The organism is Bradyrhizobium sp. 956_D2_N1_4 (assembly GCF_052076025.1).
Classification (GTDB): domain Bacteria; phylum Pseudomonadota; class Alphaproteobacteria; order Rhizobiales; family Xanthobacteraceae; genus Bradyrhizobium; species Bradyrhizobium barranii.
Genome location: NZ_CP197237.1, coordinates 521,596 through 536,319, shown reverse-complemented (window position 1 = coordinate 536,319; position 14,724 = coordinate 521,596). Strand labels below are relative to the sequence as shown.

Sequence of the window (14,724 nt, the reverse complement as noted above, 5' to 3'; positions counted from 1 at the left end):
TGAGATCATGCTATGGTCTTTCAAATCGGGGCTTTTTCGAGTCGGGGCATGACGCTGTTTCACAGGCTCTTGGTTGTGCTGATGGCCTGGCTTGCGACCGCTGGCATCGTGACCAATGCGACGGCCGCGGAGTTCTACACGGAAGACCTGCGCATTCCGATGGCGGAGGCCGGGCCGCAGGGGCTGGAGGCCTTTCTCGTCCGGCCGGCCGGAACGAAGCGCTATCCGCTCGCGCTGCTCAACCACGGCTCGCCGCGCAGTTTCGACGACCGCGCGACCATGTCGGCGCACAAATATTACGGGATCGCGCTCGAATATGCCCGGCGCGGCTTTGCCGCGCTGATCGTGATGCGGCGCGGATATGGCACCTCGCCCGGCGGGCGCGTCGACAGCGTCGGCGTTTGCGCGAATGCCACCTATCTGCCGGCGGCGGCGGTTGCGATCGCGGATTTGCGCGCGGCGATCGATGCGATGGGGCGCAGGGCCGACGTCACGACATCGGGCATGATCGCGGCCGGCCATTCCGCCGGCGGGCTTGCCACCGTCGCGCTGACCGCGCAGGCACCGAGTGGTCTCGTCGCCGCGATCAGCTTTGCCGGCGGCCGCGGCTCGCGCGATGACGACGACGTCTGCAACAAGGACGGGCTGGTGCAGGCGTTCGCCACGTTCGGCAAAACCTCGCGCGTGCCGATGCTGTGGGTCTATGCGGCCAACGATTCGTTCTTCGGTCCCGATCTCGCGCGCCGCCTCTATGACGGATTTCGCGGCAATGGCGGTCACGCGAAATTCATTGCGGCGCCGCCTTACGGCGATGACGGCCACTATCTCTATTCGGTGGTGGGCCGCCCGCAATGGACGCCCTATCTCGACGCCTTCCTGCGCGAGCGCGGGCTCGGCCATGACATCCTGAGCCTTCCCGATCCGCTGCCGCCGCCGGGCCAGCTCAACGAGGCCGCGCGCGCCGAATTCTCCCGCTATCTCGCCAGCACCATGCCGCACAAGGCTTTTGCGGTGTCGCCGAACGGCGGTTACGGCTGGCGTTCGGGCCGCACGACCGCCGACGACGCCCGGCGCGATTCGCTTAGCGCCTGCATGAAATGGTCGCCGACCTGCACGCTGTATGCGGTCGATGACCAGCTGGCCGGGGCGACGCAAAGGACATCGACGGATCAGAGCGCCCGCGCGCGATAGGCGCGAGGGTGATCGGATCTTTCGACGGATAAGGCTAGAGCCGCTCGCTGAGCGCGAGCTTGTAGCCGACGCCGGTGACGGTCGCGATCACGGGCGTGCCGCTGCCGACGAGCTTGCGGCGCAGCCGCGCCACCAGCGCGTCGACCGTCCGGATATCGACCTCGGCCTGGCGGTTGCTGACGACCTCGATCAGATAGTCGCGGCTGAGCGGCCGGCCGTCGGCGCCGACCAGCGCCGCGAGCAGATCGAACTCGGCGCGCGTCAACGCCACCGGCTTGCCGTCGCTGCCGAGCAGCTCGCGCCGGGTCAGGTCGATGATCCAGTCGCCGAAGGCGATCGAATTGTGGTTGCGCGCGGCCTTGCGGTCGATCGAGCGCCGCCGCAGCACGCTGCGCGCGCGCGCGAGCAGGTCGCGCAGATTGATCGGCTTGGTGACGTAATGGTCGCCGGCGATCTCGAGGCCGAGGATACGATCGACGTCGGTGTCGCGGCGCGTCACGAAGATGATGCCCGCGTTGCTGGTCGCCTGGATCTCCTTGGCGAGCTCGAAGCCGTCGCCGTCAGGCAACTGCACGTCGAGGAAGACGAGATCGGTGCGCGAGCGCAGCGCCTGGCGGCATTCCGCGCAGGAGCCGGCGCCGACCACGTCGAAATTGTTCTCGCTGAAATAGCCGACCAGCATCGTCCGCGTCACGGGATCGTCTTCGACGACGATCAGCCGTTCGCGGCCGGCAGGCCTCAATTCCTGACGTGCGGAATCAACCACGTTGTTGGATGTCCTGTGTGCTTGTGGCGCGGCTTGAAAGTTCAAGTCGTCGCGCAGCGCACTGTCCTGTGAACGAACATTCACGACTTATTCGAGCCCCCGAGATTGCCTGCTGGAATACTAGGCGTGTTGTGCTGCCCGAACAATATTGGTCATGGTATTGGCGTATTAAGTATGAATTGCCCCACAATTCTCATCGCGCGCATCATCATGCCGGCGTGGCGCGTGCGAGCGACGACCAGCCCCCTCGACACCGCCGATCCCGTACATTCGGCATCAGACTCAACCGCTGGTTAACGTAAAGAAAGGCTTCGGCTTCGAAACAGCCGGCCGCGCCTCTATGGTCTCCGCTTGCAGATGCGAAACCACGGAGCAGGCGTGATGCAGGGGCAGGCCCGGTTGGCCGCCGAACGAACCGAGCAAGGTGCAACGCCTTTCGGCCGTTCTCACACGCTCGACCTCCTGCGCGGCCTCGCCATCGTCGGCGTGATGGCGATCCACGTCTCACAATCCTTTCCTTCAAAGATCCACGCCCTCGACTTCGCCTTCATGTGCGGCTGGACCGGCGTCAACGTGTTCTACTTCGTCAGCGCCATGACGATGTGCCTGATGTGGACGCAGCGCACCGAAACCGACCCGACGCGCAAATTCTACATCCGGCGCTTCCTGCGCATCGCGCCGCTGTTCTGGCTCGCGATCCCGGTTTACCTCGCCGTCAACGGCACGGGTCCCAGCTACAACGCGCCCAACGGCATCGGACCGCTCCAGGTGATCCTGACCGCGACATTCCTGCACGGCTTCTGGCCGGACAGCGTCAACAGCGTCGTGCCGGGCGACTGGTCGATCGCGGCGGAAATGACGTTCTATCTCGTGTTCCCCTTCGTGATCACGGCCTTCGGATCTCGCCGCCACCTCTATCTTGCGCTCGCGATCGCGCTGCATCTCGTCAATGTCTGCCTGTTCAAGCCGTGGGCCTTCGCACTGTTCTCGGCCTATTATGGTCCCGGCCACGAAGCGTTCGTGTGGAACGCATTGCACATCAGCTTCCTGAACCAGTTGCCGGTCTTCCTCGTGGGCTGCGCGCTGTTCTTCTCGCTGCGCGACGGCTTTGCGAAGTCGGATGCCGCGATCTTTGCCGCCTTCATCGCGCTGTCCTTCATCGCCGACCGCGCGACCGGCTCGCATGAATTCAACTATTTGATGATCAACCTCGTGCTCGGCGCGCTGGTTGCAGGTTGCATCCGCCTCGCGATCCGCTGCCGGCCGATCGAGGCGCTCGGCCGCAACTCCTATTCGATGTACCTGTCGCACTTCGCGGTGATCTACGGCCTGCGCCAGATCTGGCCGCTTACGGACGGACTGGTCTCGCTGCTGATCGCCTATGCCGTCACCGCCGCGCTCAGCTATCTCGTCGCACGCGCCACCTGGCATCTGGTCGAGCGGCGCGCGCAGGATTTTGCGCATCGCCTGACGTCCGCGGGATCGGACCGGTCAACGATCCGGCCAACCATCGCGGCCACTGTGGCCGGTCTGCACTGACGCGCGACTTGTCTAGCTGACGCCTTCGAATCTAAAGTACGCCACGAGCGATCTTCAGACACGCTGGGGCGGCGTGATCAGATCGACCGGCTTCACGCTGGAGTAGGCGCCATGGAAGTCATACTGCTCGGCACCGGCGGCCCACGCCCGGACCCGCGCCGCATGGCGACGACCACGCTGATCAGGCTCGGCGAGGAGAATATCCTGTTCGACGCGGGCCGCGGCGTCATGGTGCAGCTCCACAAAGCCGGCGTGCCGCTCGGCGCCATCGACACGGTCTTTCTCACCCATCACCACTTCGACCACATCGGCGACCTCTATGATGTGATGCTGAATTCGTGGATGCATGGGCGCAAGGACGATCTGCGCATCTACGGTCCGCCCGATACCGAACGGCTCGTCAACACGCTGATCACACAGGTCTACGACAAGGACATCGCTTGGCGGGATCAGGGCGAGCCGACCTTTGGCGGATGGAAGCCGGTCGTCGCGACGGACATCATTCCCGGCCCCGTCCTCGACACCGGTCGCTGGAAGATCAGCGCCGAGCTCGTCTCACATGGCGACGGTCTCGACATGTCGCCGGCGTTTCTCGCGCGCTGGATGTGTCTCGGCTTCCGCTTCGAAGCCGAGGGCAAGGTCATCGCGATCTCCGGCGACACGGTCCCCTGCCCCGGTCTCGAGCGGCTGGCTGAAGGAGCCGACCTACTGGTGCAGTGCTGCTTTCTCGCAACACCTGAAATCAACAACGACCATCTCCGCCGGCTCGCGAAATACACGATCGCCTGCGGCGATACGGTCGGCAAGATCGCAGCCAAGGCCGGCGTCAAGAAGCTTGCGCTGACCCATCACCGTCCGCGCACCGACGATGCCATGCTGGATGCGTTGCTCGCGGACGTCAGGAAGGACTATTCGGGTCCCGTCGTGCTCGGCGAGGATCTCACGCGAATCGAGGTCTGAGGACTGCGCGATGCGCCGTCCGGTTTCAGGACGATCCAACCTCGATCCGGTACGACAGTTCTTCGTTCGCGCCGGCCGCGATGTGCATCAGACCAGGCTTGTCGCTGAACTCGCCTTCGAAACCGACGGGACTGGCATAGCCGCGCCACGGCTCGATGCAGAGGAACGGCGCGCCTGTCGGTTTCGACCAGACGCCGAGCTCGCGAAAGCCGCGCCATGACATTTTGAGCCAGGGCCCGCCCCCTTGCCCGGCCGCATAGCGGACCGCATGGCTGTTGACGGGGTCGAGGATGACGGCGTCATTGGTGAACAGGGATTCCGACAAAGGAAGCACGGTGCCTCTGACGGGGCTCGGATCCGTTGCCGCGAGCAGGAGTCCGCCCTCGACACGGCGAACCGGAGACGGCTCCTCGTTCGTGAACGTCAGCGCGTAGCTCTCCTTCGACATTCCAGGCTGAAGCGGCCAGTTGAAGGCGGGATGGCCACCGAGCGACACCGGCAATGTCTCCTTGCCAGTGTTCACGACCGTGAGCGAGAGATCGAGACCAGCGTCGTCGATCGCATAGGTGGCGGTCAGGCGAAATGCGAACGGATAGAGCGCGCGCGTTGTCTCGCTGTCTTCGAGCGCCAGGGTGCAACGGTTCTCGCCGCGCTCTACCCACGCGAACCGGCTGTCGCGCGCAAAACCGTGCTGGGTCATCCGGTAGGTCTTGCCCCGGTGCCGCATTTCGTCATTGGCGAGACGCCCGACGATCGGAAACAGCAGCGGCGCGTGGCGTGGCCAGGCCGGCCCTGCCTGCCAGACAAATTCGACACCGCTGCCGTTCTTCAACGAGCACAGCTCGGCGCCGTGTGCCTTGATGGTCGCGGTGAGCCCGCCACTGCGGATCGTGTGCGTGTCGTCGGTCATGACAATCTCCATCGCGGCAACGAGGCCAAACGCGGCGACCTGATGCGACCGGATCATAACGCATCAGAAACGATTTCGCCCGCCCCAGGATGAGGCGGGCGAACCCGAACTTCAAACGACTGGCTTAGGCCTGGGACGATCGCCCGATGCTCTCGTAGGTGAAGCCGGCGGCTTGCATCTCTTCGGGCGGGTAGATGTTGCGGAGATCGACCACGACGGGCTGGGTCATGGCCGCCTTCAGCCGGCCGAGATCGAGCGCGCGGAACTGCACCCATTCGGTGACGATGACGAGCGCATCGGCGCCTTGCGCGCAGGAATAGGCGTCCTCGCAATAGGTGATGTTCGGCAGCTCGCCCTTGGCCTGCTCCATGCCGACGGGATCGAAAGCCTTGACCGTCGCGCCCATGTCGATCAGGCCGGTGACGAGCGGGATCGACGGCGCATCGCGCATGTCGTCGGTGTCGGGCTTGAAGGTGAGGCCGAGCACGGCGATGGTCTTGCCGCGCAAGCTACCGCCGAGCGCCTGGCTGACCTTGCGCGCCATCGCGCGCTTGCGGTTCTCGTTGACGGCCAGCACGGATTCGACGATGCGCAGGCTCACGTCATAGTCCTGCGCGATCTTGATCAGCGCCTTGGTGTCCTTCGGGAAGCAGGAGCCGCCGAAGCCGGGCCCCGCATGCAGGAACTTGGTGCCGATGCGGTTGTCGAGGCCGATGCCGCGCGCGACCTCCTGCACGTTGGCGCCGACCTTTTCCGACAGGTCCGCGATCTCGTTGATGAAGGTGATCTTGGTCGCGAGGAAGGCGTTCGCGGCGTATTTGATCATCTCGGCGGTGCGGCGCGCCGTGAACATCAGCGGAGCCTGGTTCAGCGACAGCGGGCGATAGACGTCGCCCATCACCTTGCGGCCGCGCTCGTCGGAGGTGCCGACGACGACGCGATCGGGATACTTGAAGTCGCGGATCGCAGCGCCCTCGCGCAGGAATTCGGGGTTGGAGGCGACGACGACGTCGGCCGCAGGGTTGGTCTCGCGGATGATGCGCTCGACCTCATCGCCGGTGCCGACCGGGACGGTGGACTTGGTCACGACGACGGTGAAGCCCGACAGCGACTGCGCGATCTCGCGCGCGGCGGCGTAGACATAGGACAGATCGGCGTGACCGTCGCCGCGGCGCGAGGGCGTGCCGACCGCGATGAAGACGGCATCGGCGTCCGCGACCGGCTTCGACAAATCGGTGGTGAAGTCGAGCCGCTTGGCCTTCACATTGGTCGCGACCAGCTCGTCGAGGCCGGGCTCGTAGATCGGAATCTCGCCGCGATGAAGCGCCGCGATCTTCTTCTCGTCCTTGTCGACGCAGGTGACGTCGTGACCGAAATCCGCAAAGCAGGCTCCGGACACCAGTCCCACATAGCCCGTTCCGATCATCGCGATTCGCATGAAAAACTCTTTCCGTTGAAGACGGATGTTCCACTGAACACCCTAGACCATTTCTGTATCCGGCCGCACGCCCAACATTAGGGCAGGTTGCTTCGCGAACCGAATAAACCTTAACCGCCGCGCGTGACAGGCGTTGCGGTCATCTCCTGAAATACGCGACATGCATTGGTTGCATTCTACGTATGCGAGAGATACGCCGCGTAAGCGCGTCTCACGCCGTCCTCGAGCGAGGTCGTCGCGCGCCAGCCGAGCTTGGCGAGCCGGCTGACGTCGAGCAGCTTGCGCGGCGTTCCGTCGGGACGCGAGGTGTCGAAACTGATCTCGCCGCTGTAGCCGACGATGGCGGCCACGACGCGCGCGAACTCGGCGATGGTGATGTCCTCGCCGGTGCCGATGTTGACCAGCTCCGCGCTCGAATAGGTCTTCATTAGGTGCACGCAGGCATCCGCCATGTCGTCGACATAGAGGAACTCGCGCCGCGGCGTGCCGGTGCCCCACACGATGACGCTCTTTGCTTCCGAAACCTTCGCCTCGTGGAAGCGGCGGATCAGGGCGGCGACGACGTGGCTCAATTCAGGGTGATAATTGTCGCCGGGGCCGTACAGATTGGTCGGCATCACGCTGATGAAGTCGCTGCCATACTGGCTGCGATAGGCCTCCGCCATCTTGATGCCGGCGATCTTGGCAATCGCATAGGGCTCATTGGTCGGCTCCAGCGGGCCTGATAGCACGGAATCCTCGCGCAAGGGCTGCGGCGCCAGCTTCGGATAGATGCAGGACGAGCCCAGAAACATCAGCTTCTCGGCGCCGTTGAGATGCGCGGCCTGGATCACGTTCGCGGCAATCGCGATGTTGTCGTAGATGAACTCGGCACGCAGCGTGTTGTTGGCGACGATGCCGCCGACCTTGGCCGCGGCGAGGAAGATCACTTGCGGCCGCGTCCTGGCGAACCAGTCGAACACGGCGGCCTGGTTGCAGAGATCGACCTCGCGCCGGTCGACCGTGACGAGGTTGACGTCCTCCCGCGCCAGCCGGCGCACCAGCGCGGCTCCGACCATGCCGCGATGGCCGGCGACGTAGACGCTCTTGCCCCTCAGCTCAAACGGTGCGTTTGCCACTGGCCGCATCCCGTTTTGCCTCCGCCAGGTCGCTCATCATCATCTCCTCGACGAGCTGGGCAAAGCTGCGCTTCGGCGTCCAGCCGAGCACCTCGCGCGCCTTGCTGGCGTCGCCGACGAGGAGATCGACCTCGGTCGGGCGGAAATAGGTCGGATCGATCTTCACCACCGTCTTACCGCTCGTCTCGTCGACGCCGGTCTCCTCGACGCCCTTGCCACGCCAGGCGATGCGGCGGCCGACATGCGCAAAGGACAGCTCGACCATCTCGCGCACCGAGCGCATCTCGCCGGTGGCAAGCACGAAGTCGTCGGGCTTGTCGGCCTGCAGGATCCTGTGCATGCCCTCGACATAGTCCCTGGCATGGCCCCAGTCGCGCTTGGCTTCGAGATTGCCGAGATAGAGCGTCTGTTCCAGCCCGACCTCGATACGCGCGACGCCGCGAGTGATCTTGCGGGTCACAAAGGTCTCGCCGCGGATCGGGCTCTCATGGTTGAACAGGATGCCGTTGCTAGCGAACATGCCGTAGGCTTCGCGGTAGTTCACCGTGATCCAGTAGCCGTAGAGTTTTGCAACGCCATAGGGCGAGCGCGGATAGAACGGCGTCGTCTCCTTCTGCGGGATCTCCTGCACCAGGCCGTAGAGCTCGGAGGTCGAGGCCTGGTAGAACCGCGTCTCCTTCTCCATGCCGAGGATGCGGATCGCTTCCAGGAGGCGCAGCACGCCGATGGCGTCGGCGTTGGCGGTGTATTCCGGGCTCTCGAAGCTGACGGCGACGTGGCTTTGGGCTGCGAGATTGTAGATCTCGGTCGGCCGGATCTGCTGCACCAGGCGGATCAAATTGGTCGAATCCGTCATGTCGCCGTAATGCATCAGGAACGGCACGTTGCCGACATGCGGGTCCTGGTAGAGGTGATCGACGCGCGCGGTGTTGAACGAGGACGAGCGCCGCTTGACGCCGTGCACGACATAGCCGAGCGACAGCAAATATTCGGCGAGATAGGCGCCGTCCTGACCGGTCACGCCGGTGATGAGAGCGATCCGCTCAGCCATGGGCCCGCGCCTGGTTCGGGGTCAAAGAGGTTCAGAGGGACGGGATAACCACCGTTCGCGCCCGCTGACAAGGCCGCCGGCGGTCAAAAGCGCAAGAACCAGCGCAAGAACCGGCTTAAGAGCCGGCATTCCCGGGCGACACGCAGGTGCCGTCGCCCGCGGGATCAGACGCCGTGGTACTTCCGATACCATTCGACGAAGCGGCCGAGGCCATCCGCGATCGACGTGGACGGCGAGAAGCCGACGTCGCGCTGGAGCGCGGAAATGTCGGCGCGCGTCTCCAGGACGTCGCCGGCCTGCATCGGCAACAGCTGGCGGATCGCCGGCTTGCCGATGATCTTCTCGAGCGTCTCGACGAACTCCATCAGGTTGACCGACCTGTTGTTGCCGATGTTGTAGACGCGATACGGCGCATAGCTCGACGAATTTTCCGGCCGCTCGGCATTCCACGCGGGATTCGGCGCCGCGGGCCGATCGAGGGTGCGGATCACCCCTTCGACGATGTCGTCGACATAGGTGAAGTCGCGCCACATGTCGCCTTTATTGAAAATCCTGATCGGCTCATTCGCGAAGATCGCGCGCGTGAACAGATAGGCGGCCATGTCGGGCCGGCCCCACGGGCCGTAGACGGTGAAGAAGCGAAGCCCGGTCACCGGCAGCTTGTGAACATGCGCAAAGGTATGCGCCATCAGCTCGTTGGCTTTCTTGCTTGCGGCGTAAAGGCTGACCGGATGGTTCACCGAATGCTCGGTCGAATACGGCAAGGTGCGGTTGGCGCCATACACCGAACTCGACGAGGCGTAGACGAGATGCGCCAGACCATGGCGCCGGCCGGCTTCGAGCACGGTGACAAAGCCGTCACAATTGGCCCGGATGCTGGTGATGGGATCGTCGATCGACGCGCGCACGCCGGGCTGCGCCGCCAGATGCACGACGCGATCGGGCGAGACCTCGTCGAAGACGCGCGTCACGGCGGCGAAGTCTGCGAGATCGATCTTGTGGAATTTGAACCCTGGATGGTGTTCGAGCGTTGCGAGACGCGCACGCTTCAGCGCGGGATCGTAATACGGAGTGATTGCATCGATGCCGACGACCTGCTCGCCACGTGCCAACAGCCGTTCACAAACATGCATTCCGATAAAGCCGGCAGCACCGGTAACGATCACTGGCCGCAAAGTTGTCATCTCGTTCATTCCGCGGAGCATTGCCAGACCAGGACATGAGAGGCAAGGTTTGGACAGTCACGACAATCATCAAATCAGTCCGCCCATGCAAGCGCATCGAAATGTGTAGGAAACATGATGGCGTCATGCACCATCGCATGCTATCCGCCTGCAAGGATGCTCGGACGATAGCGCCACATGTGCTAGACGTCATAGGACGTATATTCGGCGCCTGATGCTCAGTCTTCGGGCATTGTTCGCGCAAGAACCCGCAAAGAAAAAGATCGACTTTGAAACTCTCCATCAACGGCAGGTTCCTGTCACAATCGCTCACGGGCGTGCAGCGCTACGCCGCCGAGATCGTCAAGGCGATGGACCGCTTGCTCGCGAGCGGAGAGGCTCCGCAGCAACTGCTGGATGCAGAGTGGCAAATCCTTGCGCCGCCGAATGCGCAGACGCTTCCAGGTCTTCGCCGCATTGCCATCAAGCAGATCGGATCTTTGCAGGGGCACGCGTGGGACCAGATCGATCTGGCGCGCGCCGCGGCCGGCACCCGTCTCGTCAGTCTCGCCAATTCCGGCCCCGTACTCCACCGCGACCATCTCGTCGTGATTCACGACGCGCAGGTTTTCCGGCGGCCGGACTTCTTCAGCTGGCGCTACCTCGCCCTGCACCGGACGCTCGGCCATCTGCTGGCGCGCACGGCAACGATCGCAACAGTTTCGGCGTTTTCACGCAACGAACTTGCCGAGGTGCTGTCGCTGGATCCGGCTTCGATCCCCGTCATTGCGAACAGCGCGGAACATTTTGCGACCGTCGCGCCCGACTTCTCGATCATCGACAAGCTGCGTCTTGCGCCCCATCAATTCTTCCTCTTCGTCGGCTCGATGACGAAGAACAAGAATGTCGATACGGCCATTCGCGCCGCCGAGCAGCTTGGCCGCGCCGATTTTCCGCTGATCGTGGTCGGCGGCGATAACAACAAGGTGTTCGGGGGCGCGGCCGCGGAATCGAGGGCCGGCGTCGTCATCGCCGGGCGCCTGAAGGACGAGGAGATTGCCGCGCTGTTCTCCCGGGCCGCCGCATTCGTGTTTCCGAGCCTTTATGAGGGATTCGGCGTGCCTCCCCTGGAGGCGATGTTCTTCGCCTGTCCGGTGATCGCGAGTTCCGCCGATGCCGTGCGCGAGACCTGCAACGATGCCGCCGTCTATTTCGATCCGCTCAACGCGGACCAGCTGTCGGCACGGATGCGCGAAAGAATTGAACTCGGCAGGATCTCGCCGGTGGAACAGGAGAAGCAGCGGCAGCGCCTTATGACATATTCCTGGGCCAAGTCCGCCGCAGCGATGCTCGAATTCCTCGCCAAACCGGCATCCCGATCCACATCCGACCGTGCGAAACAATGACGCGGCCCGATTATTGCTGCTTAGCGAGGTTAGACGTGCGCCTGCAAGATCCGGCGTCTCCAGTATCTGGCGCCTTCAAGACAAGGAAGGAATGACCGTTGTCCAGCGGCCTGAAGATTCTGCATGTCGCCGAAACGGTCCGTGGCGGCATCGCGACCTACCTCAACGAGCTGCATCCGCACCAGAGCGCGAGCTTCGGCCCCGGCAACGTCAACTATGTCGTTCCCTCCGACCATCGCAGCGACCTGGTGAACATCGAGGACGACGCGGTCACCACTTTTCCGCGCGACGGACGCAACGCGGTCGGCCTGTTTCGCATGCTGTTTGCAACCATGCGCGCAGTCCGGCAGCTTCGTCCTGACGTCATCCACCTGCACTCGTCGTTCGCCGGGCTCGTGGTGCGCCCGGTGCTCTGGCTCACCTATCGGCGCTCGCGCATCGTCTATTGCCCGCACGGCTGGGCCTTCGGCCGCGAAACCGGCCGCCTCAGCCGCGAGGTGACGAAGTTCACCGAGCTCGTGCTGTCGAAATTCACCCATCGCATCGTCTGCATCTCGGAAAGCGAGCAGGCCGACGCCAAGCAGGTCGGAATCGCGGCGAATCGCCTGGTTCTTGTGCACAACGGGATTTCCAAGCAGCGTCCTGCGCTCGACAAGGGCGCAGCGCAATGGCGGTCGGAGAAGATCAAGGTCCTCTTCATCGGGCGTCTCGACCGTCAGAAGGGCTACGATCTCCTGATCGAGGCGGCGCGCGCACTCGGAGACAAGCTCGACGTGCGCCTGATCGGCGCCTCGGTCGTCAGCAAATTCCGCAGAAGCGATCTGCCCGCCAACGTCTCTTTTCTGGGCTGGATGAACCGCAACCAGATCGAGGCCGAGCTCGACCAGGCCGACATGGTCGCGATTCCCTCACGCTGGGAGGCGTTTGGCCTGGTCGCCATCGAGGCGATGCGGGCGGCCAAGCCGATCATTGCCTTCCGCATCGGAGCCCTGCCGGAAATCGTCGAAGACAATGCGACGGGCGTGCTGTGCGACGAAGTCTCGGCCGAAAAGCTGGTTGAAGGTTTTCAACGCGCAACCAGGCTCGACCTGGCTGCGGTCGGCCGTGCCGGATATGAGCGTTTCACCCGCCTCTACGACATCGAGCAGACCCACCGCACGCTTAGTCAGGTTTATGCCGACGTCGTGCATGTGCGGATGAGCGAATCCGGGCAGCAAGCGAAGTTGCAGTCCGATTTCCCGAACAATCTGCGATCGTAGCGACCGGCTGATCAGGCCAGCCGGCGGGCATCGCCCTGCGCGAACTCGCCGTCATTCACGCGTTTATCGGAGAACGACCACGCAATGGCCGACGCGACGATCATCGCGCAGGTGAGAAAGCCGGCCGCGAACAGCAGTGATCCGGTGTGCAACATCGTCTTCGCCTTCCTTTTGTTTGGCCGACCACTAGCCGGATCAGGATTAGGAAGACCTTACGGACGCCAGCGTGACGCCAGCTTCCAAATCTAAGCGTTAACGGAGGTGGAATCCCGTCGCAGAAACATTGGTCCGATGACCCGGCGAGAACGTCCGCTCTGGCGCCATGCCCGCCGCAGGACGACGAAAACACAACGCAGGATCACTCAGGACGGGATCCAACACTTGAAGTTCATGGCGATGTCATCTCGCGACAATGCCGTCGCATCTGCATGTCCGTCGCCGCGCGCTGCTCATTGGTTCGATCGCAGTCTCAATCGTGACATCGAGCTGACACGTGTATGTATGGTTTGCGAACTGCTTATTTAAGAGGATGTTCCGCACAAATTTTGGACAGAGATTTCGGCGTGTATCCGCGTTCACAAGTGGCAATAAGGTCACAGCCACAAGTGCTTTACCATAAAGTCGAAGACGTAGCAGTGACTCCGCAGCACGGGATTTGTACGGTGATTCCGATTTTAGATGAGTGCGAGGGAATAGTGGTGGCTAAGACCGAACGTTTTGATTTTGATTTCGGTATTAGCCGAATCCTGGCCGCTGCTGCGATCAGCTTCTCCTTGACGGGTTGCGGTAGCTTCATTCCGTTAGACGCTCCTGATGCCGTCGCGACGCAAACAAATGCAGCGCTGATCACCGAGCCGACCGCGCCGCTCGCCTATGCCCTGATGCCGGTCAATCCGGCGATCCTGCAGGCGACCAACGCGTTCACGGACTCCGCCGGAATGGTGTTCTCCCGCCTCCCCGGCGGCAACTACCGCGACGTCACCATCGGCATCGGCGACATCGTCACCGTGACCGTATATGAAGCGCAGGCAGGCGGCCTGTTCATTCCGCGCGAAGCAGGCGTGCGGCCGGGCAACTTCGTGGACATTCCGCGCCAGCAGGTCGACCAGTCCGGCAACATCAACATCCCCTACGCCGGATCGATCAAGGTCGCAGGGCTGACGCCGCGCGCCGTTTCGAACATCATCCGCGAGCGTCTCAAGGACCGCGCCATCGATCCGCAGGCCGTCGTGAGCGTGGCCGAACAGCGCGGCAACCAGATCAGCGTGCTCGGCGAAGTCAACTCGCCCCTCCGCTTCCCGGTCGATCCGGGCGGGATTCGCCTGATGGGCGCGATCGCGCGCGCCGGAGGCCCGAAATATCCGTCCTACGAGAGCACGATCACGATCAAGCGCGAGGGCCGCACCTACAGCGAGACGATGTCCTCGGTCGTGCACAACCCCAACGAGGACGCGCTGCTCGCTCCAGGCGACGTCGTCTTCCTGACCCGCATTCCGCGCGTCTACATGGTGTTCGGTTCGACGCCGTCTCCGGGATCGATCGGCGGCACCAACAACCGTCGTTTCACATTCGAGAACGACAACATGTCGCTGGCTGAAGCCATCGCGAAGGCAGGCGGTCTCGACGGCGCCCGTGCGGACTCCAAGTCCATCTACGTCTACCGTTTCGAGCCCAAGCCGCTGCTGGAGAAGATCGGCATCGCCGTATCCCAGTTCCCGACCAAGTCGGTCCCTGCCGTCTACAAGTTCGACATGAGCAAGCCGGACGGCTGGTTCCAGGCGGATACGTTCAGGATGCGCGATCACGACGTGATCTCGGTGGCGGAATCGCCGTCGATCGAATTCATCAAGCTCATGGCCCCGCTGAACGCGGCAACCGCCAACGCGGACAACATCAGCTCGGTGGTCGTGAACTCCAAATAGC

13 protein-coding genes are annotated in these 14,724 nt (G+C 63.4%); 6 read left to right on the top strand and 7 right to left on the bottom strand.

The window, feature by feature from the left end; translation table 11 throughout:
• Positions 1 to 48 precede the first annotated feature (48 nt).
• On the top strand, positions 49 to 1,191 hold the full coding sequence (locus AB7535_RS02545; RefSeq protein ID WP_085399123.1) for an alpha/beta hydrolase family protein: 1,143 nt from the start codon (positions 49 to 51) through the stop codon (positions 1,189 to 1,191).
• 34 nt (positions 1,192 to 1,225) lie between these two features.
• On the opposite strand, the gene AB7535_RS02540 is transcribed toward AB7535_RS02545, so the two are convergent.
• On the bottom strand, positions 1,226 to 2,041 hold the full coding sequence (locus tag AB7535_RS02540) for a response regulator transcription factor (RefSeq protein WP_063979731.1): 816 nt from the start codon (positions 2,039 to 2,041) through the stop codon (positions 1,226 to 1,228).
• Positions 2,042 to 2,338: 297 nt separating this feature from the next.
• On the opposite strand from AB7535_RS02540, the gene AB7535_RS02535 reads away from it, so the two are divergent.
• The gene (locus tag AB7535_RS02535) at positions 2,339 to 3,496 is read left to right on the top strand and encodes an acyltransferase family protein (RefSeq protein ID WP_354113357.1); all 1,158 of its coding nucleotides are present in this window, start codon (positions 2,339 to 2,341) and stop codon (positions 3,494 to 3,496) included.
• A 111-nt stretch (positions 3,497 to 3,607) separates the two neighbouring features.
• The gene (locus AB7535_RS02530; protein ID WP_085399125.1) at positions 3,608 to 4,456 is read left to right on the top strand and encodes an MBL fold metallo-hydrolase; all 849 of its coding nucleotides are present in this window, start codon (positions 3,608 to 3,610) and stop codon (positions 4,454 to 4,456) included.
• Between the two features lie 25 nt (positions 4,457 to 4,481).
• Here the strand turns inward: AB7535_RS02530 and AB7535_RS02525 are convergent, their stop codons facing one another.
• The 5 genes from AB7535_RS02525 to AB7535_RS02505 all read right to left on the bottom strand — a co-directional run bounded on the left by AB7535_RS02525 (position 4,482) and on the right by AB7535_RS02505 (position 10,157).
• The gene (locus AB7535_RS02525; protein ID WP_085399131.1) at positions 4,482 to 5,366 is read right to left on the bottom strand and encodes an aldose 1-epimerase family protein; all 885 of its coding nucleotides are present in this window, start codon (positions 5,364 to 5,366) and stop codon (positions 4,482 to 4,484) included.
• Positions 5,367 to 5,490: 124 nt separating this feature from the next.
• Complete coding sequence (locus AB7535_RS02520; protein ID WP_166084326.1) at positions 5,491 to 6,804, bottom strand: UDP-glucose dehydrogenase family protein; 1,314 nt, start codon at positions 6,802 to 6,804, stop codon at positions 5,491 to 5,493.
• Between the two features lie 176 nt (positions 6,805 to 6,980).
• The gene (gene fcl / locus AB7535_RS02515) at positions 6,981 to 7,922 is read right to left on the bottom strand and encodes a GDP-L-fucose synthase (RefSeq protein WP_439034216.1); all 942 of its coding nucleotides are present in this window, start codon (positions 7,920 to 7,922) and stop codon (positions 6,981 to 6,983) included.
• A complete protein-coding gene (gene gmd, locus AB7535_RS02510) occupies positions 7,903 to 8,973 on the bottom strand; it encodes a GDP-mannose 4,6-dehydratase (protein ID WP_354113356.1) in 1,071 nt (356 codons plus the stop codon). Before gmd ends, fcl begins: the two co-directional genes overlap by 20 nt.
• Positions 8,974 to 9,137: 164 nt before the next feature.
• A complete protein-coding gene (locus tag AB7535_RS02505; protein WP_038960118.1) occupies positions 9,138 to 10,157 on the bottom strand; it encodes an NAD-dependent epimerase in 1,020 nt (339 codons plus the stop codon).
• Positions 10,158 to 10,426: 269 nt separating this feature from the next.
• Here AB7535_RS02505 and AB7535_RS02500 point away from each other — a divergent pair, with 269 nt between their 5' ends.
• Both AB7535_RS02500 and AB7535_RS02495 read left to right on the top strand, forming a co-directional pair.
• Positions 10,427 to 11,542 (top strand): glycosyltransferase family 4 protein, encoded by a 1,116-nt coding sequence (locus tag AB7535_RS02500; protein ID WP_085402129.1) that lies wholly within the window; start codon positions 10,427 to 10,429, stop codon positions 11,540 to 11,542.
• A gap of 98 nt (positions 11,543 to 11,640) precedes the next feature.
• Entirely contained in the window at positions 11,641 to 12,801 is a 1,161-nt protein-coding gene (locus tag AB7535_RS02495) for a glycosyltransferase (protein ID WP_081369340.1), read from the top strand.
• Between the two features lie 11 nt (positions 12,802 to 12,812).
• Here AB7535_RS02495 and AB7535_RS02490 read toward each other — a convergent pair whose 3' ends face one another.
• The gene (locus AB7535_RS02490) at positions 12,813 to 12,956 is read right to left on the bottom strand and encodes a hypothetical protein (protein ID WP_166084269.1); all 144 of its coding nucleotides are present in this window, start codon (positions 12,954 to 12,956) and stop codon (positions 12,813 to 12,815) included.
• A 543-nt stretch (positions 12,957 to 13,499) separates the two neighbouring features.
• Between AB7535_RS02490 and AB7535_RS02485 the strand changes: the two genes are divergently transcribed.
• The gene (locus AB7535_RS02485) at positions 13,500 to 14,723 is read left to right on the top strand and encodes a polysaccharide biosynthesis/export family protein (RefSeq protein WP_245344124.1); all 1,224 of its coding nucleotides are present in this window, start codon (positions 13,500 to 13,502) and stop codon (positions 14,721 to 14,723) included.
• Position 14,724: the final 1 nt, after the last annotated feature.